General features: G+C 70.4%; 21 protein-coding genes and 1 pseudogene. 17 read left to right on the plus strand and 5 right to left on the minus strand.

Annotated features, from left to right (window positions below):
• Positions 1–90: 90 nt before the first annotated feature.
• The 5 genes and pseudogenes from dop (at position 91) to prcA (ending at position 3,989) form a co-directional block, all read left to right on the plus strand.
• Positions 91–1,602: a depupylase/deamidase Dop gene (dop, locus tag ABT254_RS09770; protein WP_351466190.1), complete on the plus strand. Its 1,512-nt coding sequence runs from the start codon at positions 91–93 to the stop codon at positions 1,600–1,602.
• Between the two features lie 156 nt (positions 1,603–1,758).
• On the plus strand, positions 1,759–1,977 hold the full coding sequence (locus tag ABT254_RS09775; RefSeq protein WP_108011740.1) for a ubiquitin-like protein Pup: 219 nt from the start codon (positions 1,759–1,761) through the stop codon (positions 1,975–1,977).
• Positions 1,978–2,037: 60 nt separating this feature from the next.
• Positions 2,038–2,377, plus strand: a pseudogene (locus tag ABT254_RS09780) (endonuclease VII domain-containing protein); the annotation flags it as partial.
• Complete coding sequence (gene prcB, locus ABT254_RS09785) at positions 2,329–3,174, plus strand: proteasome subunit beta (protein ID WP_351466194.1); 846 nt, start codon at positions 2,329–2,331, stop codon at positions 3,172–3,174. The pseudogene ABT254_RS09780 and the gene prcB, both read left to right, overlap by 49 nt.
• Positions 3,175–3,236: 62 nt before the next feature.
• Complete coding sequence (prcA, locus tag ABT254_RS09790; RefSeq protein ID WP_351466197.1) at positions 3,237–3,989, plus strand: proteasome subunit alpha; 753 nt, start codon at positions 3,237–3,239, stop codon at positions 3,987–3,989.
• Between the two features lie 72 nt (positions 3,990–4,061).
• On the opposite strand, the gene ABT254_RS09795 is transcribed toward prcA, so the two are convergent.
• Complete coding sequence (locus ABT254_RS09795; RefSeq protein WP_351466200.1) at positions 4,062–5,078, minus strand: LacI family DNA-binding transcriptional regulator; 1,017 nt, start codon at positions 5,076–5,078, stop codon at positions 4,062–4,064.
• 162 nt (positions 5,079–5,240) lie between these two features.
• Here ABT254_RS09795 and ABT254_RS09800 point away from each other — a divergent pair, with 162 nt between their 5' ends.
• The 11 genes from ABT254_RS09800 (at position 5,241) to ABT254_RS09850 (ending at position 16,629) form a co-directional block, all read left to right on the plus strand.
• Positions 5,241–6,500, plus strand: coding sequence for an MFS transporter (locus ABT254_RS09800; RefSeq protein WP_351466203.1), 1,260 nt, complete (start codon positions 5,241–5,243; stop codon positions 6,498–6,500).
• A 9-nt stretch (positions 6,501–6,509) separates the two neighbouring features.
• Positions 6,510–7,871 carry a Pup--protein ligase gene (gene pafA / locus ABT254_RS09805; RefSeq protein WP_340382033.1) on the plus strand — a complete coding sequence of 454 codons (1,362 nt, stop codon included), beginning with the start codon at positions 6,510–6,512 and terminating at the stop codon, positions 7,869–7,871.
• Between the two features lie 135 nt (positions 7,872–8,006).
• Positions 8,007–9,008 carry an FKBP-type peptidyl-prolyl cis-trans isomerase gene (locus ABT254_RS09810; protein ID WP_351466206.1) on the plus strand — a complete coding sequence of 334 codons (1,002 nt, stop codon included), beginning with the start codon at positions 8,007–8,009 and terminating at the stop codon, positions 9,006–9,008.
• A gap of 60 nt (positions 9,009–9,068) precedes the next feature.
• Entirely contained in the window at positions 9,069–9,440 is a 372-nt protein-coding gene (locus tag ABT254_RS09815; RefSeq protein ID WP_030945962.1) for an FKBP-type peptidyl-prolyl cis-trans isomerase, read from the plus strand.
• A gap of 130 nt (positions 9,441–9,570) precedes the next feature.
• Entirely contained in the window at positions 9,571–10,524 is a 954-nt protein-coding gene (locus ABT254_RS09820; RefSeq protein WP_351466209.1) for a helix-turn-helix transcriptional regulator, read from the plus strand.
• Between the two features lie 19 nt (positions 10,525–10,543).
• Positions 10,544–11,557, plus strand: a complete 1,014-nt coding sequence (locus tag ABT254_RS09825; RefSeq protein WP_351466212.1) for a helix-turn-helix transcriptional regulator — start codon at positions 10,544–10,546, stop codon at positions 11,555–11,557.
• Positions 11,558–11,639: 82 nt separating this feature from the next.
• On the plus strand, positions 11,640–11,924 hold the full coding sequence (locus ABT254_RS09830) for a hypothetical protein (protein ID WP_351466215.1): 285 nt from the start codon (positions 11,640–11,642) through the stop codon (positions 11,922–11,924).
• A gap of 10 nt (positions 11,925–11,934) precedes the next feature.
• Positions 11,935–12,129, plus strand: coding sequence for a hypothetical protein (locus ABT254_RS09835; protein WP_115909189.1), 195 nt, complete (start codon positions 11,935–11,937; stop codon positions 12,127–12,129).
• Between the two features lie 261 nt (positions 12,130–12,390).
• On the plus strand, positions 12,391–12,684 hold the full coding sequence (gene tatA / locus ABT254_RS09840) for a Sec-independent protein translocase subunit TatA (RefSeq protein WP_351466218.1): 294 nt from the start codon (positions 12,391–12,393) through the stop codon (positions 12,682–12,684).
• Between the two features lie 47 nt (positions 12,685–12,731).
• Positions 12,732–13,676: a twin-arginine translocase subunit TatC gene (gene tatC, locus ABT254_RS09845; protein ID WP_351466221.1), complete on the plus strand. Its 945-nt coding sequence runs from the start codon at positions 12,732–12,734 to the stop codon at positions 13,674–13,676.
• Between the two features lie 91 nt (positions 13,677–13,767).
• The gene (locus ABT254_RS09850) at positions 13,768–16,629 is read left to right on the plus strand and encodes a DEAD/DEAH box helicase (RefSeq protein WP_351466224.1); all 2,862 of its coding nucleotides are present in this window, start codon (positions 13,768–13,770) and stop codon (positions 16,627–16,629) included.
• Positions 16,630–16,889: 260 nt separating this feature from the next.
• Here ABT254_RS09850 and atzF read toward each other — a convergent pair whose 3' ends face one another.
• Genes atzF through ABT254_RS09870 form a run of 4 tightly spaced genes read right to left on the minus strand, consistent with a single transcriptional unit; the run spans position 16,890 to position 23,492 of the window.
• Entirely contained in the window at positions 16,890–18,563 is a 1,674-nt protein-coding gene (gene atzF / locus ABT254_RS09855; protein WP_351466227.1) for an allophanate hydrolase, read from the minus strand.
• Positions 18,560–22,072 (minus strand): 5-oxoprolinase/urea amidolyase family protein, encoded by a 3,513-nt coding sequence (locus tag ABT254_RS09860; protein WP_351466230.1) that lies wholly within the window; start codon positions 22,070–22,072, stop codon positions 18,560–18,562. Before ABT254_RS09860 ends, atzF begins: the two co-directional genes overlap by 4 nt.
• Complete coding sequence (locus tag ABT254_RS09865; protein ID WP_351466233.1) at positions 22,069–22,671, minus strand: urea amidolyase associated protein UAAP2; 603 nt, start codon at positions 22,669–22,671, stop codon at positions 22,069–22,071. The genes ABT254_RS09860 and ABT254_RS09865 overlap by 4 nt, the downstream gene beginning before the upstream one ends.
• Positions 22,668–23,492 carry an urea amidolyase associated protein UAAP1 gene (locus tag ABT254_RS09870; RefSeq protein WP_351466236.1) on the minus strand — a complete coding sequence of 275 codons (825 nt, stop codon included), beginning with the start codon at positions 23,490–23,492 and terminating at the stop codon, positions 22,668–22,670. Before ABT254_RS09870 ends, ABT254_RS09865 begins: the two co-directional genes overlap by 4 nt.
• A 420-nt stretch (positions 23,493–23,912) precedes the next feature.
• Between ABT254_RS09870 and ABT254_RS09875 the strand changes: the two genes are divergently transcribed.
• On the plus strand, positions 23,913–24,548 hold the full coding sequence (locus ABT254_RS09875; protein WP_351466239.1) for a TetR/AcrR family transcriptional regulator: 636 nt from the start codon (positions 23,913–23,915) through the stop codon (positions 24,546–24,548).
• Positions 24,549–24,567: the final 19 nt, after the last annotated feature.

Genomic DNA, 24,567 nt, shown 5'->3' on the forward strand with positions numbered 1-24,567 from the left:
TGCGGGGACGGGCACCGCACACGCACCGGAGCGCCAGCGGTACTTGAGCAGCGTCCCCGACCGAGGGCGCCGCCGGGCAAGGAGGGCCGCATGACCGTACGGCGAGTAATGGGCATCGAGACGGAGTACGGCATCTCCGTCCCCGGCCACCCCAACGCCAATGCCATGCTCACCTCGTCCCAGATCGTCAACGCCTACGCGGCGGCGATGCACCGGGCCCGCCGGGCCCGCTGGGACTTCGAGGAGGAGAACCCGCTGCGCGACGCGCGAGGCTTCGACCTCGCCCGCGAGGCCGCCGACGCCAGCCAGCTCACCGACGAGGACATCGGCCTCGCGAACGTGATCCTCACCAACGGCGCACGACTCTACGTCGACCACGCACACCCCGAATACAGCGCCCCCGAGGTCACCAACCCCCGCGACGCCGTCCTCTGGGACAAGGCCGGCGAACGCATCATGGCCGAAGCCGCCGAACGGGCCGCCGCACTCCCCGGCGCCCAGCCGATCCACCTCTACAAGAACAACACCGACAACAAGGGCGCCTCCTACGGCACGCACGAGAACTACCTGATGAAACGGGAGACCCCGTTCTCGGACATCGTGCGCCACCTCACGCCCTTCTTCGTCTCCCGCCAGGTCGTCACCGGCGCCGGCCGCGTCGGCATCGGCCAGGACGGCCACGAACACGGCTTCCAGCTCAGCCAGCGCGCCGACTACTTCGAGGTCGAAGTGGGCCTGGAGACCACCCTCAAGCGCCCGATCATCAACACACGCGACGAGCCCCACGCCGACGCCGAGAAGTACCGCCGTCTGCACGTGATCATCGGCGACGCCAACCTCTCGGAGATCTCGACGTACCTCAAGCTGGGCACCACCGCCCTCGTGCTGTCGATGATCGAAGACGGCTTCATCGCCGTCGACCTCGCCGTGGACCAGCCCGTCCGCACCCTCCACCAGGTCTCCCACGACCCCACCCTCAAGCGCCTGGTCACCCTCCGCAGCGGCCGCACGCTCACCGCCGTCCAGCTCCAGATGGAGTACTTCGAGCTCTCCCGCAAGTACGTCGAGGAACGCTTCGGTGCGGACGCCGACGACCAGACCAAGGACGTCCTCGCCCGCTGGGAGGACACCCTCAACCGCCTGGAGAACGACCCCATGAGCCTCGCCGGCGAGCTCGACTGGGTCGCCAAGCGGGAACTCATGGAGGGCTACCGGCGCCGCGACGGCCTCGACTGGGACGCCGCAAAGCTCCACCTCCTCGACCTCCAGTACGCCGACGTACGCCCCGAAAAGGGCCTCTACAACCGTCTCGCGGCCCGCGGCCGCATGAAGCGCCTCCTGGACGAGAACGAGGTCGAGAGGGCCCGTACGAAGCCCCCGGAGGACACCCGCGCCTACTTCCGCGGCCGCTGCCTGGAGCAGTACGCGGACGACGTGGCGGCGGCCTCCTGGGACTCCGTGATCTTCGATCTCCCGGGCCGGGACTCGCTCCAGCGCGTCCCAACCCTGGAACCGCTTCGCGGAACGCGAAATCACGTCAAGGAGCTCCTTGACCGCTGCCGCACGGCGGAAGACCTGGTCAGGGTGCTGTCCGGCGGCTGAGCGGCCGCCAGGGCCGAACCGGCCGGACAGGGTGGAAAGTCCATCGTCCGGGAATCATCGAGGTGGCCCCCGTACGTTGTAGCAACTGCGGGGCCGATGTCAGACCCTGCTTGTAGGGTCTGATCAAGAACGTCGAACCGAGCGGGGTGAGGGGTTATGGCGACCAAGGACACCGGCGGCGGCCAGCAGAAGGCGACGCGCTCCACGGAGGAGGTCGAGGAGCAGGCACAGGATGCCCAGGCATCCGACGACCTCAAGGAGCGCCAGGAAAAGCTGAGCGATGACGTGGACTCCGTCCTGGACGAAATCGACGATGTGCTCGAGGAGAACGCAGAGGATTTCGTGCGCTCATTCGTGCAAAAAGGTGGGCAGTAGGCCCCGTCTTCCTTTGAATCGAAGGCTTGCCGCTAGCGGTGGCGTCGAGGGCAAGAAGAGCAGGGTGTGAAGCGCTGTCCGAGGTGTGAGGAGGACAAACCTCGGACAGCCTTCGCAAGGAACAAGGCCATGCGTGATGGGCTGCGGGAAGCCGAACGCGACGTGATGATCGCCTCTCAAACGGGGCTCTGTGTGATCTGCCTGAAAGCTCCTGGCCGTGCATGTGGATCACTGCCACGAGACGGGTAGGGTCCGAGGCGTACTGTGCTTCAACTGCAATTCGGCCATCGGCAAGTTGGGAGATGACCCCGACGCTGTCCGTCGGGCCGCCGCTTACTTGGAAGGAATCGCGTGGAAGCCAACACTCGTAGCACCGGGCGTCTACCAGCTGCCTTCCTGACGCCTGGGTCGTCGTCCTTCATGGACTTCCTGTCCGAGCATCAGCCGGAGATGCTGCCGGGCAACCGGCAGCTGCCCCCGACGCAGGGTGTCATCGAGGCGCCGCACGGCACGACCATCGTGGCCGCGACGTTCCCGGGCGGTGTCGTGCTGGCCGGTGACCGTCGCGCCACCATGGGCAACGTCATCGCGCAGCGTGACATCGAGAAGGTGTTCCCGGCCGACGAGTACTCCGCCGTCGGTATCGCCGGTACGGCGGGCCTCGCTGTCGAGATGGTCAAGCTGTTCCAGCTGGAGCTGGAGCACTTCGAGAAGGTCGAGGGGGCGCAGCTCTCGCTGGAGGGCAAGGCGAACCGGCTGTCGACCATGATCCGTTCCAACCTCGGCATGGCCATGCAGGGCCTGGCCGTGGTTCCCCTCTTCGCCGGTTATGACGTGGACCGCGCGAAGGGGCGCATCTTCTCCTATGACGTGACGGGTGGCCGCTCCGAGGAGCACGGGTACGCGGCCACGGGCTCCGGTTCGATCTTCGCGCGCGGTGCCATGAAGAAGCTCTTCCGTGACGACCTGTCCGAGGACCAGGCCACGACGCTCGTGGTGCAGGCCCTCTATGACGCGGCTGACGACGACTCGGCGACCGGTGGTCCCGATGTCGCCCGCCGGATCTATCCGATCGTCACCGTGATCACCGAGGACGGCTTCCGCCGGCTGACGGAGGACGAGTCCTCCGAGATCGCCCGCTCGATCCTGGAGCGGCGGCTGGAGCAGCCCGACGGTCCACGGGCCGCGCTGCTGTAGCCCGGCGCCCGGCTTTTACCAAGGTGATCCCCGTGACTTCGACAGAAAGGGACGGATAACCGGTGTCGACGCCGTTCTATGTCTCACCCCAGCAGGCCATGGCCGACCGGGCGGAGTACGCCCGTAAGGGCATCGCCCGTGGTCGCAGCCTGGTCGTGTTGCAGTATGCCGACGGCATCGTGTTCGTCGGCGAGAACCCGTCCCGTGCGCTGCACAAGTTCAGCGAGATCTATGACCGGATCGGTTTTGCGGCCGCCGGCAAGTACAACGAGTACGAGAATCTGAGGATCGGCGGTGTGCGGTACGCCGATCTTCGTGGTTACACCTATGACCGTGATGACGTGACTGCTCGCGGTCTTGCCAATGTCTACGCTCAGACGCTGGGCACGATCTTCTCCAGTGCGGCCGAGAAGCCGTACGAGGTGGAGCTGGTCGTTGCCGAGGTCGGGGAGACGCCCGAGGGTGACCAGATCTATCGGTTGCCGCATGACGGGTCGATCGTGGACGAGCACGGTTCTGTCGCGGTCGGTGGCAATTCCGAGCAGATCAGCACCTATCTCGATCAGCAGCACCGTGAGGGCATGTCTCTCGCGGAGGGGCTGAAGCTGGCCGTGCAGGCGCTGTCCCGCGATACGAACGGCACACAGCGGGAGATTCCCGCTGAGCGTCTGGAGGTCGCGGTGCTGGACCGTACGCGGCCGCAGGCGCGGAAGTTCAAGCGGATCGTGGGCCGTCAGCTGTCCCGGCTCCTGGAGGCGGACGGAGCGGCCACCGAGGCCGAGAGCAGTGCGGAGGAGGGCTCGGACGAGGAGTAGGCCGGCAGGCCGCCTCACCCCCGTCCCGCTCCTGTGTGCCCCGGTCGTCGATGCGGCCGGGGCACAGGGCGTTCAGGGGGCACTGGGCGGCGCTGTCGAGCCTCGTACGACCAGGTGGACGGGGATGTCGCCCCCGTCGGGCACCCGTCCCTCCAGGACGGCGAGCAGGGCCTCCATGCCGCGTTCGCCGAAGAGCTCGGCGTCCAGGCGGACGGTCGTGAGTTCGGGGTCGAGGGCGGTGGCGAGGGCGAGGTCGTCGAGGCCGGTGACGGAGATGTCGTCGGGGATGTGCAGGCCGAGGCGGCGGGCTGCCTTGTAGGCTCCCGCGGCGAGTTTGTCGTCGTCGCAGACCAGGGCGGTGGGCCGGGGGCCGGGGGCGGAGAGGGCGGCTTCGGCGGCGGTCAGGGCGCCCTCGATGGAGATCGGTGCCCGGACCGTCCGTACCGAGGTGCCGGGGATGGCGCCGACGCGTGCGGCCAATTCGCGCGCGCGTACCTCGAAGGTCCAGGAGGCCACGTCCGCCGCCAGGTGCAGGAAGTGGCGGTGGCCCAGGCCCAGCAGGTGTTCGGCGACCTGTCGGACGCCGTCCGTGATGTCGAGGTTCACGGTGGCGGCGCCCAGGCTGCCCTTCGGGTCGCTGTCGAGCATGACGAGGGGGAGCTGGTCGCCGCGGATGGCGGTGAGGGCGTCGGAGGCCATGGAGGAGGCGATGACGCCGTCGAGGGCGGCCTGGGCGGAGGCGAAGGGGTCGCGGGCGGGGCCGATGCCTTCGGGGGAGGGGTAGAGGACGACGCCGAAGCCGTGGTCGGCGGCGACGCGGGCCGCGCCCGTGTAGACGCCCGCGAAGAACTCCGTCGTCAGCGCCGGGACCACGAGCAGGACGGTGCGGGTGCGGCCCAGGCGGAGGTTCCGGGCGGCGAGGTTGGGTCGGTAGCCGAGCTCGCGGGCGGCTTCGCGGACGCGTTCGGCGGTGGCCTGTGAGACGCGGCCGCGCCATTTGTCGCCGAGGACGAGGGAGACCGCGGCCTGGGAGACGCCGGCGGCCTGGGCGACGTCGCGGCTGGTGGGGCGGGTGCTGCCGGGTGCCACCGTGGGCCTGCTCCTTGTCTGCTGGTCGTTCGCCTCCGGGCGCTCCGGCTGCCCTTCGGCTCACTCCCGTCGTCTGGACGCGTGAACAGCGCACATGGTACGTATGAGAGAGGAAGTTATACGTAACACCTCCGGCGTCGGTCCGGGTGAGGGGAAGCGGGCATGGCTGCGGGATACGTGGAGATCCTCAGGACGCGGCACGCCGCGCGTCTGCTCGCCGGCACGCTGGTGGGCCGGCTGCCGTGTGCGGTCGCGGCGATCGCCGTCGTGCTGTTCGTGCGGGCGGAGGGCGGAACCTACAGCCTGGCCGGTGGGCTCGCGGCGGTGTACGGGGTCGCCAATGCCGTGGGCCAGCCGCTGCTGGGACGGCTGGTGGATCTGTACGGGCAGCCGCGTGTCCAGCTGCCCGCAGCGCTCGGTTCGGCGCTCGCCATGGCCGGGTTCGCTGTCGTCGGCATCGATCCGCCGGCGATCGCGTACGCATGTGTGGCGCTCGCCGGGCTGTTCACACCTCCCCTGGAGGGTGGTCTGCGGGCGCTGTGGTCGTCGGTTCTGCGCGGCGAGGGTCAGGTGCAGACGGCGTACGCCTTGGACGCCGTCGCCCAGGAAGTCATGTTCACCGTCGGGCCGTTGCTGGTGACGCTGTGCGTGTCGCTGTGGTCGGCGCAGGTGGCGCTGGTGCTCGTCAATGTCCTCGGTGTGCTGGGTGCGCTGTCGGTGGTCGTGTCGCCGCCTTCGCGTGCGTGGCGTTCCGCGCCCCGTGAGGCGCACTGGCTGGGTGCGCTGCGCTCGCCCGGCCTGCTGGTTGTGCTGGGGGCGTTCCTGGCGGTGGGGATCGCGCTGGGGTCCATTGCGGTCGCGGCCGTGGCGTATGCGGACGGACACGGTGGGGATGCGGTCTACGGCTGGCTGATGGCGGCGATCGGCCTCGGGGCTCTCGTGGGCGGTACGGCGTACGGGGCGCGGCAGTGGAGTGGTGCGCCGGAGCGGCGACTGAGGGTGCTGGTAGCCCTTCTGGCGGTGTGTTACCTGCCGCTCACTCTGATGCCGGGTCCGGTGGCGATGACGGTGCTCGCGGCGGTTGCGGGGCTCTTCCTCGCGCCGTGTCTCGCGTGTGCGTTCGTCCTCGTCGACCGGCATGCGCCGCGTGGCACGGTCACCGAGGCGTTCTCGTGGATTGTGACGACGTTCACAGTGGGTTCCTCGGTGGGAACGGGCCTGGCGGGCCCGGTCGTCGAGCGGGGCGGGGCGGTGTGGGGGTTCGCCGTGCCGGGTGTCGCGGGGGCCGTGGCGCTGCTGGTCCTGCTGGCCACCGGGCGGGTCCTTGCAGCTCCCGCGGGAAGTGCGGTGGTTGCGGCTTCATCGGAAAATGATCCAAACCGTGCCGTCGAACCCCGTTTCAGCTCAGGGGATCGGGCGTAATGTTCAGTCATGGACCGCCGCATTTTCGGGCTGGAGAACGAGTACGGCGTCACGTGTACGTTCAGGGGACAGCGCCGCCTGTCTCCCGACGAGGTGGCGCGGTACCTCTTCCGCCGTGTCGTGTCATGGGGCCGCAGCAGCAATGTCTTTCTGCGAAACGGCGCCCGCCTCTATCTCGACGTGGGCTCACATCCGGAATACGCGACACCGGAATGTGACAACGTGACCGAACTGGTCACCCACGACAAAGCGGGCGAGCGCATTCTCGAAGGACTCCTGGTGGACGCCGAACGACGCCTGCACGAGGAGGGAATCGCGGGCGACGTCTACCTCTTCAAGAACAACACCGACTCGGCGGGCAACTCCTACGGCTGTCACGAGAACTATCTCGTCGCACGCCATGGGGAGTTCTCCCGGCTCGCGGACATTCTCATTCCGTTCCTCGTCACGAGGCAGCTTCTGTGCGGCGCCGGCAAGGTGCTGCAGACTCCGCGGGGCGCGGTGTACTGCGTCAGTCAGCGGGCCGAGCACATCTGGGAGGGCGTCTCCTCGGCGACGACCCGTTCGAGGCCCATCATCAACACCCGCGACGAACCGCACGCGGACGCCGAGCGCTACCGCCGCCTGCATGTCATCGTGGGCGACTCGAACATGTCCGAGACGACCATGCTGCTCAAGGTCGGAGCGACCGACCTGGTGCTGCGCATGATCGAGGCGGGCACGGTGATGCGGGACCTGACCCTGGAGAACCCGATCCGGGCGATCCGCGAGGTCAGCCACGACATCACGGGCCGGCGCAAGGTGCGTCTGGCCAGCGGCCGCGAGGCGTCCGCCCTCGAGGTGCAGCGCGAGTACTACGAGAAGGCCGTGGACTTCTGCGAGCGCCGCGGTATCCGCACGGGCACCGTCGAGCAGGTCCTGGAGCTGTGGGGCCGCACGCTGGACGCGATCGAGGCGGAGGACCTCGACCGGATCGGCACCGAGATCGACTGGGTGATGAAGTACAAGCTCATCGAGCGGTACCGGGCCAAGCACAACATGACCATGTCGCATCCGAGGGTCGCGCAGATAGACCTCGCCTACCACGACATCCACCGTCGTCGTGGCCTGTACTACCTGCTCGAGAGGAAGGGTCAAGCGACCCGGATCTGCAACGACTTGAAGATCTTCGAGGGCAAGTCCGTTCCGCCGCAGACCACTCGGGCCCGGCTGCGCGGCGACTTCATCCGCAGGGCCCAGGAACAACGCCGGGACTTCACGGTCGACTGGGTTCATCTGAAGCTCAACGACCAGGCGCAGCGCACGGTGTTGTGCAAGGACCCGTTCCGTTCCGTGGACGACCGGGTGGAGAAGCTGATCGCGGGAATGTGAGCTATGTGAACAACGCGTTCCGGTGAAAGCCCGGAACGCAACACGGGCGCCGTACGTTTCCCGTACGGCGCCCTTCTCACGCCGTAGAGTTGCGCGCACGCCATCCACAAGATCGACCGATACGAGGCCTTAACCGTGCGCCGACGCTCCCTTCTCATCGCCGTTCCCGCAGGACTGGTCACACTCGCCGGATGCGGTGACGACAAGTCCGCCTCGAGCAAGGCCGAAGCGAGTCCGGCGCCCTCTGCACCGGCCACGTCCGCCGCGCCGCCGCCGAAGATCGTCGACGGGCCGCTGCCGGCGATCACGGCGGGCACGAAGTTCGGTGAGAAGCCGACCGTCGCCAAGGGCACCGGCGAGCCGTCGAAGAACCTCGCGGTCAAGACGCTCATCGCGGGCGGCGGGCAGACGATCGCGGAGAACGACTATGTGCAGGCCCACTACCTCGGCCAGATCTGGAACACGGCGAAGGTCTTCGACAACTCCTACGACCGCAAGACGCCCCTGATCATCCAGCTCGCCGAGGGCAGCATCATCGACGGCTGGCGGTACGGCCTGACGGGAAGGAAGACCGGCAGCCGCGTCCAGATGGCCGTCCCGCCCACCTGGGGGTACGGCACCTCGGGCAACTCGCAGGCGGGCATCAAGGGCACCGACACGCTGGTGTTCGTGGTGGACGTGCAGGCAACGTTCAACGCCAAGAGCTCCGCCAAGGGCTCGGACGTGGCGCAGAAGGACGCGGCGCTGCCCAAGGTCGGCACCAACACCGACGGCGCGGCGCCCTCCATCGAGGTCCCCAAGAAGGCCGCGCCCACCAAGCTGGTGGCGACCTACATCATCGAGGGCGACGGCCCTGTGGTCGGTGCGCAGGACACGGTGCTGGTGCAGTACAAGGGTGTGTTCTGGGACTCGGGCAAGGAGTTCGACTCCTCCTACAGCCGCAAGGCGCTGACGTCGTTCGGGCTGCAGCAGGTCGTCAAGGGCTGGGGGCAGGGCCTGACCGGCAAGAAGGTCGGCAGCCGGGTCCTCATCGTCGTCCCGCCGAAGCTGGGCTACGGGGACAAGCCGCCGGCCGGCAGCGGCATCAAGAAGGACTCCGTGCTGGTCTTCTCGGTCGACATCCTGGCCAAGATGTAACGGCCCGGTGATGTAAGACTGTGCGTGTTGCCTTTCCGCAGACAAGCAGGAGCTAGAGACGTGAGCATCGAGAAGCCCGAGATCGACTTCCCGGGCGGCGAGCCCCCGGCGGACCTCGAGATCAAGGACATCTGGGAGGGCGACGGCGCGGTGGCGCAGGCGGGCCAGACCGTCACCGTCCACTACGTGGGCGTCGCCTTCAGCACCGGCGAGGAGTTCGACGCGAGCTGGAACCGCGGGACGCCGTTCCGCTTCCCGCTCGGTGGCGGCCGCGTCATCAAGGGCTGGGACCTGGGCGTGCAGGGCATGAAGGTCGGCGGCCGTCGTCAGCTGACGATCCCGGCCCACCTCGCCTACGGCAACCAGAGCCCGACTCCGGCGATCAAGCCGGGCGAGACGCTGATCTTCGTGGTCGACCTCGTCGCGGTCTGATCGCCGCCGCGACCGGACCCGATCACCTGGGGCCCATGCCTGTCCGGGCATGGGCCCTCGGCTTTTGCCACGCCACCCGGGGGCGGTACGGTCATCGTCGTAAAGCACCATAGGGAGGCGAAGGGCGTCGATGGCCATTGCCAAGGCCGAGCGGCTGATGAACCTGGCGCTGTGTCTGCTCGGGACGCGGCGGCCGCTCAGCAAGCGCGAGCTTCGTGAGTCCATCGAGGCCTACCTCGAAGCGGGCAGTGACGACTCCTTCAGCCGGATGTTCGAGCGGGACAAGGACGATCTGCGCGAACTCGGCCTGGTCATCGAGACGGTGGAGAACCTCGACGGCGAGGTGGGCTATCTGGCCCGCCGGGACAGCAACCGTCTGCCGCCCATCACGCTCGACGCCGAGGAGGCCGCCGCTCTCGGTCTCGCCGCCAAGGTGTGGCAGCAGGCCCGGCTGGCGGGTGCGGCAAGCGGCGCCCTGCAGAAGCTGCGCGCGGCGGGGCTGCCCGAGGACGTCGACCCGTATGAGGCGCACGGCGCCCTGGAGCCCCGTATCCCCGTGCACGAGGTCGCGTTCGAGCCGCTGATGCTGGCCTGCCGCGATCGCCGCCCCGTCGTCTTCGACTACCGCAAGGCCACCGCCGCCCATCCCGAGCCCCGGCATGTGGAGCCGTGGGCGCTGGAGTGCTGGCGCGGCCACTGGTATCTGGCCGGCTGGGACCGCGACCGGGGCGCCGAGCGGGTCTTCAGGCTGTCGCGGATCACCGGCAAGGTGCGCAGCCGCAGTGGCCGGTTCACGGCGGAGATCCCCGATGTCGTCACCGTCCGGGAGACCGTGGCGAGCTGGGCGGGGGAGACCGCCGACCGTTCCGCCCTGATCCGGCTGCGTTCAGGCGCGGGCTACCCCCTTCGGGCGAAGGCCACCGCGGTGCGGGAACTCGGCGACGGCTGGGACGAGTTGGAGATTCCGTACGGGCACGGGCTGGACGCCTGGCTGGTGGAGTTCGGGCCGGACGTGGTGGTCCTCGAGCCGGCCGAGCTGCGCGCGGACGTGGTGGACCGGCTGCGTGCCGTGGCCAAGGGCTGAGGGGGAGCGGAGCAGGACAGTGGCAGGCAAACCGGTCAGGCCCGTGAACGCCATCGACCAGACCCGGCGGATGCTCTCGCTGGTGACGTATCTGAAGGAGCGTCCCGGGGCCCGCGTGGAGGACGTCGCGCGCGCCTTCGGCATCAGTGAGGAGGAGCTGGTCTCCGACCTGGATGTGCTGCCCATGTGCGGCACCAGCTTCCGCGGCGGCGACCTGCTCGACATCGACACCGACGGCGAGCGCATCTGGTGGCACAACCCCGACGATGTGGCGGAGCCGCTGCGGCTGGCCGCCGACGAGGCGACGGCGCTGCTGGTGGCCGCCCGCGCGGTGTCCACCCTGCCCGGGCTGCGCGAGAGCGACCGGCAGGCGCTGCTGCGGGCCACCGCCAAGCTGGAGGCCGCGGCCGGCGAGGCGGCGGGGGCCAGCGCCCGGCTGTCGGTGACCTTCGAGTCCGAGGGCGGCGTCTTCGCCGACGTGGACCGGGCGATCTCCGAGCGGCGCCGGCTGTGGATCCGCTACTACTCGCCCGCGCGTGACGAGCTCACCGAGCGCGAGATCGACCCCATCCGGCTCGTCAGCGTCGGGCACACGTATGTGGAGGCCTGGTGCCGGCGCTCCGAGGCGCGCCGCACCTTCCGGCTCGACCGGGTCGCCGAGATCAGGATCCTGGACGAGCCGTCCGCGCCGCCCGAGATCGAGCTCAGGGACCTGTCGGAGGCGCTGGTGCAGCCCGCCGCCGAGGACCCGGAGGTCGTCGTCGAGGTCGGCCCGGGCGGCCGCTGGGTCGCCGAGTACTACCCGCACGACAGCGCGGATGAGCTTGCGGACGGCGGACTGCGTATCACCCTGCGGACCCCGGATCCTGCGTCGCTGCGGCGGCTGGCGCTGCGGCTCGGGCGGGACGGCCGGATCGTCTCGCCGCCCGAGCTCGCCGACAGCGCCCGCCAGGCGGCCCGTGCGGCGCTGGCGGCGTACGACGGCGTCGAGGCGCAGGTCCCGCGTGGCGGGCCGGCGGTTCAGGACGGGTAGTCCGGCAGGCGGGAGTGAGCTGGAAGGGGCGTCGGCCGCGGGGCCCCGGAGGCGATCGGCCTAGGGAAGAGGAGCAGGGGCTTTGAGCGAGTCGTCGGTTGCTGGTGCGGGGGGCATGTCGGTGGCGGCCGCCTTCGCCGGGATGAGAAGCGTGTCCCCGGTGACGTTCAGGGCGGGCTGCCCGGACTGCCGCAGCAGCTTCGAGCTCGCCGCCGCGGCCCTGCGCCTGGCGATCGGCGCCACCAGCCGCTCCACCTTCTACTCCTTCACCTGCCCCGACTGCGGCGCCTCGGTCCGCAAGCCGGCGGGGGAGCGGATCGTCGAGCTGCTGACCGGCGGCGGGGTGAGGACCCTGCGGACCGTCTAGGCTCGGCGTCATGTTCTGGCCGATGTTCGCGGTAGCTGTGGGTTTCCTGGGTCTCGCCGTGCTCGGGGTGTTCGCCGTGCGGGTGTTCGTCGAGGCGCAGCGCCTCGGTCGGCAGGTCACGGACTCCGCGCGCCGTATCAACCAGGCCGCCGAGGACCTCGAGCGGGCGGCCGTGAGCACCGCCCGCGCCGTGGACTCCCTCTGAAAACTGCCATGCGAGGCATGTGAGTCGTGCGCCCCAGGCGGTTTGGGTCACTTCGACCTGTCACCGGGGCCACGCTGGCAGGTACGCTGCTGGTCGCGGCCCGGAGAACGAGGCCCGGACCGCGGACCGGGAGTACGCACGGGGATTGCCTCACGTTCACCCCTGGGCGTTACGATCGCTGCCAGCACGGTCGGTCGCACATGTGTCCGACCAGTCGAACAGCATCCCACCCCAGCTGCCTCGGTGAGAAGGTGAAGATTTATGTTCCGCAACGGACTTGAGCCGTGGCACGTGTTGATCCTCGCTGTAGTGATCCTCCTCGTGTTCGGTTCCAAGAAGCTGCCGGACATGGCGCGCTCTCTCGGCAAGTCCGCGAGGATCCTGAAGAGCGAGGCGAAGGCGATGAAGGAGGACGGCAAGCAGACCGGCACCGCCGAGTCCGCCGCGTCCACCGAGGAACCCGCTCCCGCTCAGCGGACGATCCAGGCCGCGCCTGGCGACGTGAGCAGCTCTCGCCCGGTCAACGAGCCGACGGACACGACCACCCAGCGCTGACGCGAGAACCGGGCCATCCGGCCCGCTGCACGAGATGAGGATGTGGGTTGCTCAAGTCTGCCCGCGAAAAGGAGAAGGATCCCGAGGGGCGGATGCCGCTCGCGGATCACTTGCGTGAGCTGCGCAATCGGCTTGCGAAGGGTGTTTTGGCGATCCTCGTCGTCACGATCGTCGCGGCCTTCTTCTACCGGGACATCATCGACATCGTCACCAGGCCGATGCTCGACGAGATCGGCTGCAGCCAGAGCTTCGGGGAGTTGGCCAACGCCAAGAACGCTCGCTGCGCGCACATCACCGTCAGTGGCCTTCTGGCGCCGTTCACCCTGGCCCTGAAGGTCTCCCTGATGACCGGCGTCGTGCTCGCGTCGCCGGTCTGGCTGTACCAGCTGTGGGCGTTCGTCGCGCCAGGACTGCACCGCAACGAGAAGAAGTACGCCTACGCCTTCGTCGGCTTCGGCTTCCCGCTCTTCCTGGGCGGCGGCTACCTGGCGTTCCATGTGCTGCCCACCACAGCCAAGGTGATGATCGACCTCACGCCCTCGGGTGCTGAGAACCTGTTGCCGCTGGACGACCTGCTGGACCTGATCACCCGGATGATCGTCGTCTTCGGTCTCGCCTTCGAGATGCCGCTGCTGCTGGTGATGCTCAACCTCACCGGGGTGCTGTCCGGGAAGCGCATGCTGGGCTGGTGGCGTGGCATGGTCATCGGTATCACCGCCTTCGCGGCCGTGGCCACGCCCAGCCCCGACCCGATGACGATGCTGGCGCTGGCGGCGCCCATCTGGGCGCTCTACTTCCTCGCCGTGGCGATCTCGCTGCTCAACGACCGGCGCCGGGCCCGCCGTGAGGCCGAGGGCCCCGCCGACGACGAGGCGTCCGACCTTGACCTCACCCCCGAAGACATCGGCGAGGTGGAGACGGTCTCCGCCAGCCGGGCGCTGCCCGAGCAGTCGAGCACTGAGCGGGTCAACGGCTACGACGACGTCACCTGAGCACCACCACGGGACAACGGCATGACCAAGGGCCGGACGGAAGAACCGTCCGGCCCTTGTGCTGCGTGCGGCGAGGGTCCCGGAACGGATAATGATCGTCCTGTTGTCAGTGCGGACCGGTACGCTCGAAAGCACGATGACAGAGGACCTCTCCCCGGCTGAACGGTACGCGGCTGCCCGCAGGCGCGCTGCCGAGCAGGCCACCGCGCTCGCCTCCTTCCGCGAGATGTACGACTTCGGCCTCGACCCCTTCCAGATAGAGGCCTGCCAGGCGCTCGAAGCCGGCAAGGGCGTGCTGGTCGCCGCGCCCACCGGCTCCGGCAAGACGATCGTGGGCGAGTTCGCCGTCCACCTCGCCCTGATGCAGGGCAAGAAGTGCTTCTACACGACACCCATCAAGGCGCTGTCGAACCAGAAGTACGCCGACCTGTGCCGCCGTTACGGGGACGGCATGGTCGGACTGCTCACCGGCGACAACAGCATCAACCCCGACGCCCCGGTGGTCGTGATGACCACGGAGGTCCTGCGGAACATGCTGTACGCGGGCTCGCAGACCCTCCTCGGCCTCGGCTACGTGGTCATGGACGAGGTGCACTACCTCTCCGACCGCTTCCGCGGCGCCGTATGGGAGGAGGTGATCATCCACCTGCCCGAGTCGGTGACCCTGGTGTCCCTGTCGGCGACCGTGTCCAACGCCGAGGAGTTCGGTGACTGGCTCGACACCGTCCGTGGCGACACCGAGGTGATCGTCTCCGAGCACCGGCCCGTGCCGCTGTTCCAGCACGTGCTCGCCGGGCGGCGGATGTACGACCTGTTCGAGGAGGGCGAGGGCCACAAGAAGGCCGTCAACCCCGACCTCACGCGGCTGGCCCGGATGGAGGCCCAGCGGCCCTCGTACCAGGACCGCAGACGGGGCCGGGCGATGCGCGAGGCCGACCGCGAGCGGGAGCGCAGACAGCGCTCGCGGGTGTGGACCCCGGGCCGCCCCGAGGTCATCGAGCGGCTCGACGCCGAGGGCCTGCTGCCCGCCATCACCTTCATCTTCAGCCGCGCCGCCTGCGAGGCCGCCGTACAGCAGTGCCTGTACGCCGGGCTGCGGCTCAACGACGACGAGGCGCGCGCGAAGGTCCGCGACCTCGTCGAGGAGCGCACCGCCGCCATCCCCACCGAGGACCTGCACGTCCTCGGCTACTACGAATGGCTGGAGGGCCTGGAGCGAGGTATCGCGGCCCACCACGCGGGCATGCTGCCGACGTTCAAGGAGGTCGTCGAGGAGCTGTTCGTACGGGGTCTGGTCAAGGCCGTGTTCGCCACCGAGACCCTTGCGCTCGGCATCAACATGCCCGCGCGCTCGGTGGTGTTGGAGAAGCTCGTCAAGTGGAACGGCGAGCAGCACGCCGACATCACACCCGGCGAGTACACGCAGCTGACCGGCCGCGCGGGGCGTCGGGGTATCGACGTCGAGGGGCACGCGGTCGTGCTGTGGCAGCGCGGGATGAGCCCCGAGCACCTCGCCGGGCTGGCCGGCACGCGCACCTACCCGCTGCGCTCCAGCTTCAAGCCGTCGTACAACATGGCGGTCAACCTGGTGGAACAGTTCGGGCGGCACCGTTCGCGTGAGCTCCTCGAGACGTCCTTCGCGCAGTTCCAGGCCGACAAGTCGGTCGTCGGGATCTCCCGGCAGGTGCAGCGCAACGAGGAGGGCTTGGAGGGCTACAAGGCCTCCATGACCTGCCACTTGGGCGACTTCGAGGAGTACGCGCGGCTGCGCCGCGAGCTCAAGGACCGGGAGACCGAGCTGGCCCGGCAGGGTGCGGCCGAGCGGCGTGCCGAGGCCGCCGTCGCGCTGGAGAAGCTCAAGCCGGGTGATGTCATCCATGTGCCGACGGGCAAGTACGCCGGTCTGGCGCTGGTGCTGGATCCGGGGCTGCCGGCCGGGCGTTCCAACGGCCACCGGGGCTTCGAGCACCACGACGGGCCGCGTCCGCTGGTCCTGACGGCCGAGCGGCAGGTCAAGCGGCTCGCCTCGATGGACTTCCCGGTGCCGGTCGAGGCGCTGGAGCGGATGCGCATCCCGAAGTCCTTCAACCCGCGCTCCCCGCAGTCGCGTCGGGACCTCGCCTCCGCGCTGCGCACCAAGGCCGGGCACATTCCGCCGGAGCGGGCCCGCAAGAAGCGCTCCCAGGCGGCCGACGACCGTGAGATCGCGCGGCTGCGGACCGCGATTCGGGCCCATCCCTGTCATGGGTGCAACGAGCGTGAGGATCATGCGCGTTGGGCGGAGCGGTATCACCGGCTGCTGCGGGACACCTCGCAGCTGGAGCGCCGGATCGAGGGCCGTACGAACACCATCGCGCGGACCTTCGACCGGATCGTGGCGCTGCTGACCGAGCTGGACTATCTGCGCGGCGACGAGGTCACCGAGCACGGCAAGCGGCTGGCACGGCTGTACGGCGAACTCGACCTGCTGGCCAGTGAGTGCCTGCGCGCCGGGGTGTGGAACGGGCTCGGCCCTGCCGAACTGGCCGCCTGTGTCTCGGCATTGGTGTACGAGGCACGAGTGGGCGACGACGCCATGGCGCCGAAGCTGCCCTCCGGCAAGGCGAAGGCCGCGCTCGGCGAGATGGTGCGGATCTGGGGGCGGCTGGACGCCCTGGAGGAGGACTTCCGGATCACCCAGACCGAGGGCGTGGGCCAGCGGGAGCCGGACCTCGGGTTCGCCTGGGCCGCCTACATGTGGGCCAGCGGCAAGGGGCTGGACGAGGTGCTGCGGGAGGCCGAGATGCCGGCCGGGGACTTCGTGCGGTGGTGCAAGCAGGTCATCGACGTGCTCGGGCAGATCTCGGCGGCGGCCCCCGTCTCCGGCGGGGAGAGCTCGACGGTCGCGAGGAACGCCCGCAAGGCGGTCGACCTGCTGCTGCGGGGGGTTGTGGCCTACTCGTCGGTGGGGTGAGGTTGGCGTGCGGGTGCATGTCGTCTGTGGCTGGTCGCGCCGTTCCCCGCGCCCCTGATGCCTGCGGCGCATCTGCGGATCGAGTGGGGTGCGCGTAGCGCCTGCGGTTCGCTTGTGGGTCGGGGCCGCGCCGGGGTGTCCGTCCTCGGTCGGGCGGTGCTGCCTGGTGGGCTGTGGTCGGTGGTGGACGCCCGCCGCTGCGGGCGGACACCCCGCCACGTCCCCTTCCCGCCGTACGCGGCTTGCGGGCCCGCCGTCGTCTAGCGGCTGAGGTATGCCCGCCAGCCGCCGTACGACGTGATGTCCTCGGCGTCCGTGAGGGCGGACGGTTCGCACAGGAAGCCGGGGACCTGGGTGCCGTCCGCCAGTTCTACGCTGCCCAGGGTCATCGGGCGGGGGAGAGCCGTCAGCAGGCGGCCCAGGCCCTCCGCGGGGAGGGTCCAGATCTCCGCCTCGATCGCCGTGCCGCCCTCGCCGACGTGGACGAGGCCCGGCTTCGGGGGTGTCGTGCGCAGGGCGTGCAGGCGGTAGGCGGGCGCCGTGGTGGTCGTACGGTCCAAACGGGCGCCCAGGGCGAGCAGTTGGGGATTGAGGGGCTGGCCCGTCAGATGCGCGCCCACCACCGCCACCTGGGCCTCCGGCTGGAGCAGTGCGGCGATCCGCGCCAGGCGGTCGTCCGTGAACGCCGGGCCGATCAGCATCACACCGAACGGCAGGCCGGCCACCTCGCCCGCGGGGACGGCGGCCGCCGCCAGGTCGAAGAGGTTGGTGGAGTTGGTGAAGCGGCCCAGGCGGGCGTTGGCGCCCAGCGGGTCGGCGGCCACCTCGGCGAGGGTCGGGTGGCCGGGGGTGGTCGGTAGGAGCAGGGCGTCGGCGTCGGCCAGTTCCGCGAGCGCGCGGGCGCGCAGCGCGGTCAGGCGGTCGGTGTCGGCGTAGAGCTGGTGGGCCGGGATGTCGCGGGCGCGGGTGATGATGCCGGCGACCGTCGGGTCCAGGCCCTCGATCCCGTCCGCCATCGCCTTGTCGACAAAGGCGCCCACGGCTGTGTAGCGCTCGGCGACGAACGCGCCCTCGTAGAGCATCGCCGCGGCCTCGGTGAACGGGGTCAGATCGAGGGTGCGGAGGTCGGCTCCGGCGGCTTCGAGCTGCCGTACCGCCGCCTCGTACGCCTGCGCCCAGCCCTCGTCCAGCTCGCCGAGCTGCTCCCGCGGCGGGACCGCGACGCGCCATGGGCCGGGGGCGCGCTGGGGGAGCGGCGGGAGCTCGCGGTCCGGCGGGGAGGTCATGAAGGACAGCGCTTGCTCGGCCTCCGGGAGGGTGCGGGCGAACACCGTCACACAGTCGATGGAGGCACAGGCCGGGACCACTCCCGCCGTCGGGACCAGACCGCGGGTCGGTTTCAGGCCGACGATGCCGTTGAACGCGGCCGGGACCCGGCCCGAGCCCGCGGTGTCCGTGCCCAGTGCGAGGTCGACGATGCCCAGGGCCACGGCGACGGCCGAACCGGAGCTGGAGCCGCCGCTGATACGGGCGGGATAGTACGCGTTGCGGACCGCGCCGTGCGGCGAGCGCGTGCCCACCAGGCCGGTCGCGAACTGGTCCAGGTTCGTCGTGCCCAGCACGATCGCGCCCGCCGCGCGCAGTCGTGCGACGACCGGTGCGTCCGTCTCGGGCCGGTAGGCGTACGCCGGGCAGCCCGCGGTGGTGGGCAGCCCGGCCACGTCGATGTTGCCCTTCGCCGCGAACAGACGTCCGACGAGTGGGAGTCGGTCGCCTGCCGCCACGCGGGCGTCGATCGCGTGGGCCTCTGCCTCCACCTCCGTCTGCGGGCGCAGGTCGATCCAGATCTCGGGACGGTCCACCGCCTCGATGCGGGCGTAGGCGGCACGGACACGGTTCACAGCGGACATCTCTTGCTCCTCGGTGTGGTTCATCGCGCCGCCGGGGCCAGGACGAGCAGTGCCGTCCCCGCCTCCACCTGGTCGCCCGGTCGGGTCAGGATCTCCGCCACCACGCCGTCCACCGGCGCGTGCACCCTGGACTCCATCTTCATCGCCTCCAGGGCGAGCAGAGGCTGCCCGGCGCTCACCTCGTCACCCGGCTCGACGTTCAACTGCCACACGGACGCGGCGAATTCGGCCTCCACCAGACGGCCGCCCGCCGGGACGGTCACCTCGGCCGGGGGAGTGGCCGGTGCGGCCGCCGCCTCGGCCCGGGCGAACTCGCCGGCGGCCTCCCACGCGTCCCGCTCCGCGGCGAAGGCCCTCTGCTGCCGGGCCCGGAACTCACCGATCGACGCGGCGTTCTCGTCCAGGAAGGCCCGGTACTCGGCGAGCGAGAACGTGCCCTCCTCGATGCGCGGCACGAAGCGGCCCGAGGTGATGTCGGCGCGCAGGCCGAGGAGTTCGTCCGCGTCCACCGGGTACCACCGGATGCGGTCGAAGAAGCGCAGCAGCCAGGGCGAGCCCAGCTCGAACGCGCCGCGCTGCTGCCACCCCGACCACACCTGCGTGGTACGCCCCACGAACTGGTAGCCGCCCGGCCCCTCCATGCCGTAGATGCACAGGTAGGCCCCGCCGATGCCGACCGAGTTCTCCGCGGTCCAGGTGCGCGCCGGGTTGTACTTCGTGGTCACCAGGCGGTGGCGGGGGTCGAGCGGGGTCGCCACGGGGGCGCCCAGATACACGTCTCCCAGTCCCAGGACGAGGTACTCCGCGTCGAAGACCGTGTCGTACACGTCGTTCACCGAGTCCAGGCCGTTGACCCGGCGGATGAACTCGATGTTCCACGGGCACCAGGGGGCGTCGTCGCGGACGCCCGCCATGTAGCGGGCGATCGCCTCGCGGGTCGCCGGGTCGTCCCAGGAGAGGGGGAGATGGACCGTGCGGGAGGGGACGACGAGCTCGTCCGTGGGCGGCAGCGTCGCCGTGATCTCCCGTACCACCGCCAGGAGCCGGTGGAGCGGCAGGCGGACCGGATCCGTCTGGATCTGCAGGGAGCGGATGCCCGGCGTGAGGTCCGTGATGCCTTCGGGGCCCTCCTCCGCCACCGCTTCCATCAGCGCGTGGACGCGCATGCGCAGCGCCAGGTCGAGCTGCATGGGCCCGAATTCGACCAGCAGGTTGTCGTCGCCGCTGCGGCGGTAGGTGATGTCGCCGTCGCGGGCCAGTACGCCGCCGTCGACGATGTCCGCGCGGGGCGAGCCGTCGACGGTCACCGGGGCGAAGCGGACCGTGTCGCCCGGGCGCAGCTGGCCCAGCTTCCACCGTTCGCCGCTGAGGACCGTCGCCGGGCAGACGAACCCGCCGAGCGAGGGGCCGTCCGGGCCGAGCAGCACCGGCATGTCGCCGGTGTAGTCGACGGCGCCGACGGAGTACGGGGTGTCGTGGATGTTGGACGGGTGCAGGCCCGCCTCGCCGCCGTCGGTGCGCGCCCAGCGCGGCTTGGGACCGACCAGTCGTACGCCGGTGCGGGCCGAGTTGAAGTGGACCTTCCAGTCGGCGGCGTAGAAGTCGCGGATGTCGTCCTCGGTGAAGAACTCCGGCGCCGCATGGGGGCCTTCGACCGCGCCCACGTGCCATACGGCGGTGAAGGAGGGGCGGTCCGCAAGAGGCACCGGGGCGCCCTCGGTGACCGTGCCGCCGTGCAGCACGTCACCCGTGCGCAGCGCCCGGCCGCCGTGCCCGCCGAACCGGCCCAGCGTGAAGGTGCTCGCGCTGCCGAGGAAGGCCGGTACGTCCAGGCCGCCGGCGAAGAGCACGTAGGTGCGCAGGCCGTGCTGGGTGGGCGCACCGATCTCCAGCACGGCCCCCGCGGGCACCGTCACCGGCTCCCACTGGGGGACCGCCTCCCCGTCTACGCTCACGGCCGCCGGGGCGCCCGTCACGCACACCGTCGTCGGATGCGTGAACCTCAACGACGGCCCCTGGAGCGTGCATTCGAGGCCCGGGGCGCCCTCCTGGTTGCCGAGCGCCCGGTTGCCGAGCCGGAAGGACAGGTCGTCCATCGGACCGCACGGCGGCACACCGACCTGCCAGTAGCCGGTGCGGCCCGGCCAGTCCTGCACTGTGGTGAGGGTGCCGCCGGAGACGACCTCGATGCGCGGTGTCGGGTCGGTCACGGAGGCCAGCGTCGCCGTGGAGTGACCGGCGGCCCTGAAGTCGGGTTGGTCCAGCGCCGCGCGCACCAGGCCCAGATTGGTCTCGATACCGTCGACGCGGGTGCGGGCCAGCGCCTCGTCCAGTCGCTGGAGCGCATGGGCGCGGTCGGGCCCGTAGGCGATGACCTTGGCGAGCATCGGGTCGTACGACGTCGTCACCTCGGTGCCGGTCTCCACCCAGCCGTCGATCCGGACCCCGGGCGGGAACTCGACCCGTGTCAACAGGCCCGCGCTGGGCCGGTGTTCGCGCGAGGGGTCCTCGGCGTAGAGGCGGGCCTCCACGGCGTGGCCGCGGGGTGTGCCCGGTTCGCGTACGACATCGGACTCGCCGCGGGCCAGGCGCAGCATCCAGGCGACGAGGTCGACGCCGTAGATCTCCTCCGTGACCGGATGTTCCACCTGGAGGCGGGTGTTGACCTCGAGGAAGTACGCCTCCTCGCGGGCGGCGTCGTAGACGAACTCGACGGTGCCGGCGGAGCGGTAGCCGACCGAGGCGCACAAGTCGCGTGCGCTTGCCGCGAGTTGCTCCCGCACGCGGTCCGGGAGGCCGGGGGCGGGGGCCTCTTCCAGTACCTTCTGGTTGCGGCGCTGGAGGGAGCAGTCGCGGTCGCCCAAGGTGACGACCCGGCCCTCGCCGTCGCCGAAGACCTGCACCTCGACATGGCGGGCGTGCTCGACGAGCCGCTCCAGGAAGACACCGGCCGAGGAGAAGGAGGCGGCGGCGACGCGCTGCACCCGCTCCCAGGCGTCGGTCAGTTCGTCGGCGGAGCGACATGCCGACATACCGATACCGCCGCCACCGCCGGTCGCCTTGAGCATGACCGGGTAGCCGATCACGGCCGCCCGCGCCAGCGCCTCGTCCACTGAGGCCAGCAGGCCCGTTCCCGGCGCCAGCGGCACCCCCGCCGCCTCGGCCGCCGCCCGGGCGGTGTGCTTGGCGCCGAACAGCTCCAGCTGCTCGGGCGTCGGGCCGACGAACACGATCCCGGCGTCCTCGCAGCGGCGCGCGAAGGCCGCGTCCTCGGAGAGGAAGCCGTAACCGGGGTGGATCGCGCCCGCGCCGGTGTCCTTGGCCGCCTTCAGCACCAGGTCGGCGTCGAGATACGACTCCTTCGCGGGTGCCGGGCCGAGCCGTACCGCCTCGTCGGCGAGCCGGACGTGGGGGGCGGAGCGGTCGGGATCGGAGTAGACGGCGACCGTGCGCAGGCCGAGTTCGCGGGCGGTGCGGATGATCCGGACCGCGATCTCGCCGCGGTTGGCGACCAGCAGCGTGTCGAAGCTCATCCGGCTTCCCCGATCGTCATCTCCACCGCCGTCGGCTCGAAGCCGTTGCACGGGTTGTTGATCTGGGGGCAGTTGGAGACCAGGACGAGGACGTCGCGCTCGGCGCGCAGGGTCAGCTTCAGGCCGGGCGCCGAGAGGCCGTCGACGATGCCGAGCGTGCCGTCCTTCTCGACGGGCACGTTCATGTACCAGTTGATGTTGGAGACGAGGTCGCGCTTGCCGAGGCCGTGTTTGGCGCCCTCCGCGAGGAAGTTGTCCACGCACGCGTGCTGGGACCAGGTGTGGTGGCCGTAGCGGAGGGTGTTCGACTCCTTGGAGCAGGCACCGCCGACCGTGTCGTGGCGGCCCACGTCGTCGGCGGTCAGCGTCATCAGCGGGGTGTGCTCGTTGGACATCAGCACGCTGCCCGTGGTCAGGAAGATGTTCCCCTGGGCGTGGATGGTGTCGGGGGCGCTGTAGCGGACCGAGGTGTCGTGGGCGTCGTAGACGAGGAAGTCGACGGCCTGGTTGCCGTGCAGGTCGGTGATGGTCAGCGTCTGGCCCGTGCGGATCACGGACGACCAGGCGGCGCGGGCGGGAACCATGGTCTTCGTGCTCATGCGAGCCCCCTCGCGGCAAGGAATTCGGCGGTGTTGAGGAAGGCGCGGCGGCCCTCGGGCGTGGCCTCCCACAGCGGGTCGCCCGGCGGGGTCGGCGCGGCGCGCCAGGCGAGGACCTCCAGCGGGGTGCTGACGTAGTCGGGGCGCGGGTCGGCCGGGTGCGGCACATTGGCGACCAGTACGGTGACGTCCTGTTCGGCGCGGAGCGTCACGCTGCCGCCGGGGCCGCTGGACCCGGTGAAGTCGAGGGCGCCGTCATCACGCACCTCCACGCCCTGGAAGAACGACAGCGACGGCGGCAGGTCGCGCGGCTGCAGGCCGTTCTTCGCGGCCGCCAGCTTGAACAGCTCGCGGCCCGCGGGGGACGCGGACTGCGGGGTGCCGTCTCCGTACCGTTGCGTGTTGCGTACGAGGGTGGAGGTTCCGCACAGCGCGTCGTGCCGCCCGGAGGTGTCGGCGACGACACTCGCGAGCACGCGCCCCTGGTCGGACAGGAGGAGCCGGCCCTCGCCGAGGTAGGCGTTCCACTGGACCTTCACCGTGTCGGCGACGTTCAGCCGCTCCCAGGGCCGGTCGGCCACGTACAGCACCAGGTGGGCGCAGGCGTCCCCGTTCAGATCGGTCAGGCGCAGCTCCGTGCCGCGGGCCAGCACCCGGTGGGTGTAGTTGCCGCCCGCCACCGTCTCGGCCCAGACCAGATGGCCCGCCGCGCAGGGCGGGTCGGGCCAGCCGGCCGCCGGTACGACGGGCATGGCCTCGGCATGTGTGCCCTCCTGGGAGCGTGCGTGGTCGCGCGCTCCATATGTGGTCGCTGTCGCCATCGCGGGGACCTCCGGCTCCGGTGTGGTCTCTTCCGGGATTGTTTCTGTCGCCCGACAGAAATTAGGAGCCGGACGGGTCACGGGCATTGCCCACACGTTGCCGCCGGGTTACCGAGCCCTCACGAGGGTCCGGCGGGCACCAAGGACCGCTGGGCACCCGGGGGTGCCTGGTGGTGGGTGGCCTTGGGGGCGATCGGGGTCGCTCGGAGACGCCTGCGCTGGGTCCGGTGCGCCTGGGGATCCTGGAGGTGGCCGGGGTGTCCGAGGGGTCCGGAGGAGGGTCCGGGTGGCGAGGGCTCCGGAGTGGCCGGGGTGCCCGGATGTTGCCGGGGCCTGTCCGGAGGGCTCCAAAGGCTGACCGTGGATCTCCGGTGGCCCATGGGAGATCGCCCTGCCAGGTCGTGTGCGAGGATCGAACGCATGGGAACGGACGGTGGAGGAGGCGGGCGTCGGGTCGGCAGGCCGCGGGCCGCGCAACGGCCGGACAGCGGGCTGGAGCCGCGCGACGAACTGCTCGCGGCCGCCGCCGAGTTGTTCACCACCCGTGGGTACGCGGCCACCACCACCCGCGCGGTCGCCGAGCGCGCGGGTATGCGGCAGGCCTCCATGTACCACTACGTCTCCGGCAAGGAGGAACTCCTCGCCCAGTTGCTGGAGTCCACGGTCACTCCCTCGCTGGCCTACGCCCGACAGCTCCTCGCCGACGACGCGACTCCGCCCGAGGAACGGCTGTGGGAGCTGTGCCGGACGGACGTGGAGCTGCTGTGTGGCGGCCCGCACAACCTCGGCGGTCTCTACCTGCTGCCCGAGGTGCGCGCCGAGCGGTTCGCCGGCTTCCATGCCGTGCGCGCCGAACTCAAGGACGCCTACCGGCAGTTGCTCGCCGGTACGGCCGCCGGGAGCGCGCTCGCCAAGAACGAGCTCGACCTGCGTACGGACCTGTTGTTCGGTCTGATCGAGGGCGTGATCCTCGTGCATCGCTCCGACCCCGAGCGCCCGGTGTCGGTGTTCGCCGAGGCCACGGCGGACGCGGCCCTACGGATCGCCGGCGTCTGACCGTCCACGGCGGAATCTG

This window comes from Streptomyces sp. NPDC001137 (assembly GCF_040298885.1).
Classification (GTDB): Bacteria; Actinomycetota; Actinomycetes; order Streptomycetales; family Streptomycetaceae; genus Streptomyces.

Coding starts and splice junctions, on each gene's coding strand:
- dop (WP_351466190.1), top strand. CDS start 91: ATGACCGTACGGCGAGTAATGGGCATCGAGACGGAGTACGGCATCTCC.
- ABT254_RS09775 (WP_108011740.1), top strand. CDS start 1,759: ATGGCGACCAAGGACACCGGCGGCGGCCAGCAGAAGGCGACGCGCTCC.
- ABT254_RS09800 (WP_351466203.1), top strand. CDS start 5,241: ATGGCTGCGGGATACGTGGAGATCCTCAGGACGCGGCACGCCGCGCGT.
- pafA (WP_340382033.1), top strand. CDS start 6,510: ATGGACCGCCGCATTTTCGGGCTGGAGAACGAGTACGGCGTCACGTGT.
- ABT254_RS09820 (WP_351466209.1), top strand. CDS start 9,571: ATGGCCATTGCCAAGGCCGAGCGGCTGATGAACCTGGCGCTGTGTCTG.
- ABT254_RS09835 (WP_115909189.1), top strand. CDS start 11,935: ATGTTCTGGCCGATGTTCGCGGTAGCTGTGGGTTTCCTGGGTCTCGCC.
- tatA (WP_351466218.1), top strand. CDS start 12,391: ATGTTCCGCAACGGACTTGAGCCGTGGCACGTGTTGATCCTCGCTGTA.
- ABT254_RS09850 (WP_351466224.1), top strand. CDS start 13,768: ATGATCGTCCTGTTGTCAGTGCGGACCGGTACGCTCGAAAGCACGATG.
- atzF (WP_351466227.1), bottom strand. CDS start 18,563: ATGAACCACACCGAGGAGCAAGAGATGTCCGCTGTGAACCGTGTCCGT.
- ABT254_RS09860 (WP_351466230.1), bottom strand. CDS start 22,072: ATGAGCTTCGACACGCTGCTGGTCGCCAACCGCGGCGAGATCGCGGTC.
- ABT254_RS09865 (WP_351466233.1), bottom strand. CDS start 22,671: ATGAGCACGAAGACCATGGTTCCCGCCCGCGCCGCCTGGTCGTCCGTG.
- ABT254_RS09870 (WP_351466236.1), bottom strand. CDS start 23,492: ATGGCGACAGCGACCACATATGGAGCGCGCGACCACGCACGCTCCCAG.
- ABT254_RS09875 (WP_351466239.1), top strand. CDS start 23,913: ATGGGAACGGACGGTGGAGGAGGCGGGCGTCGGGTCGGCAGGCCGCGG.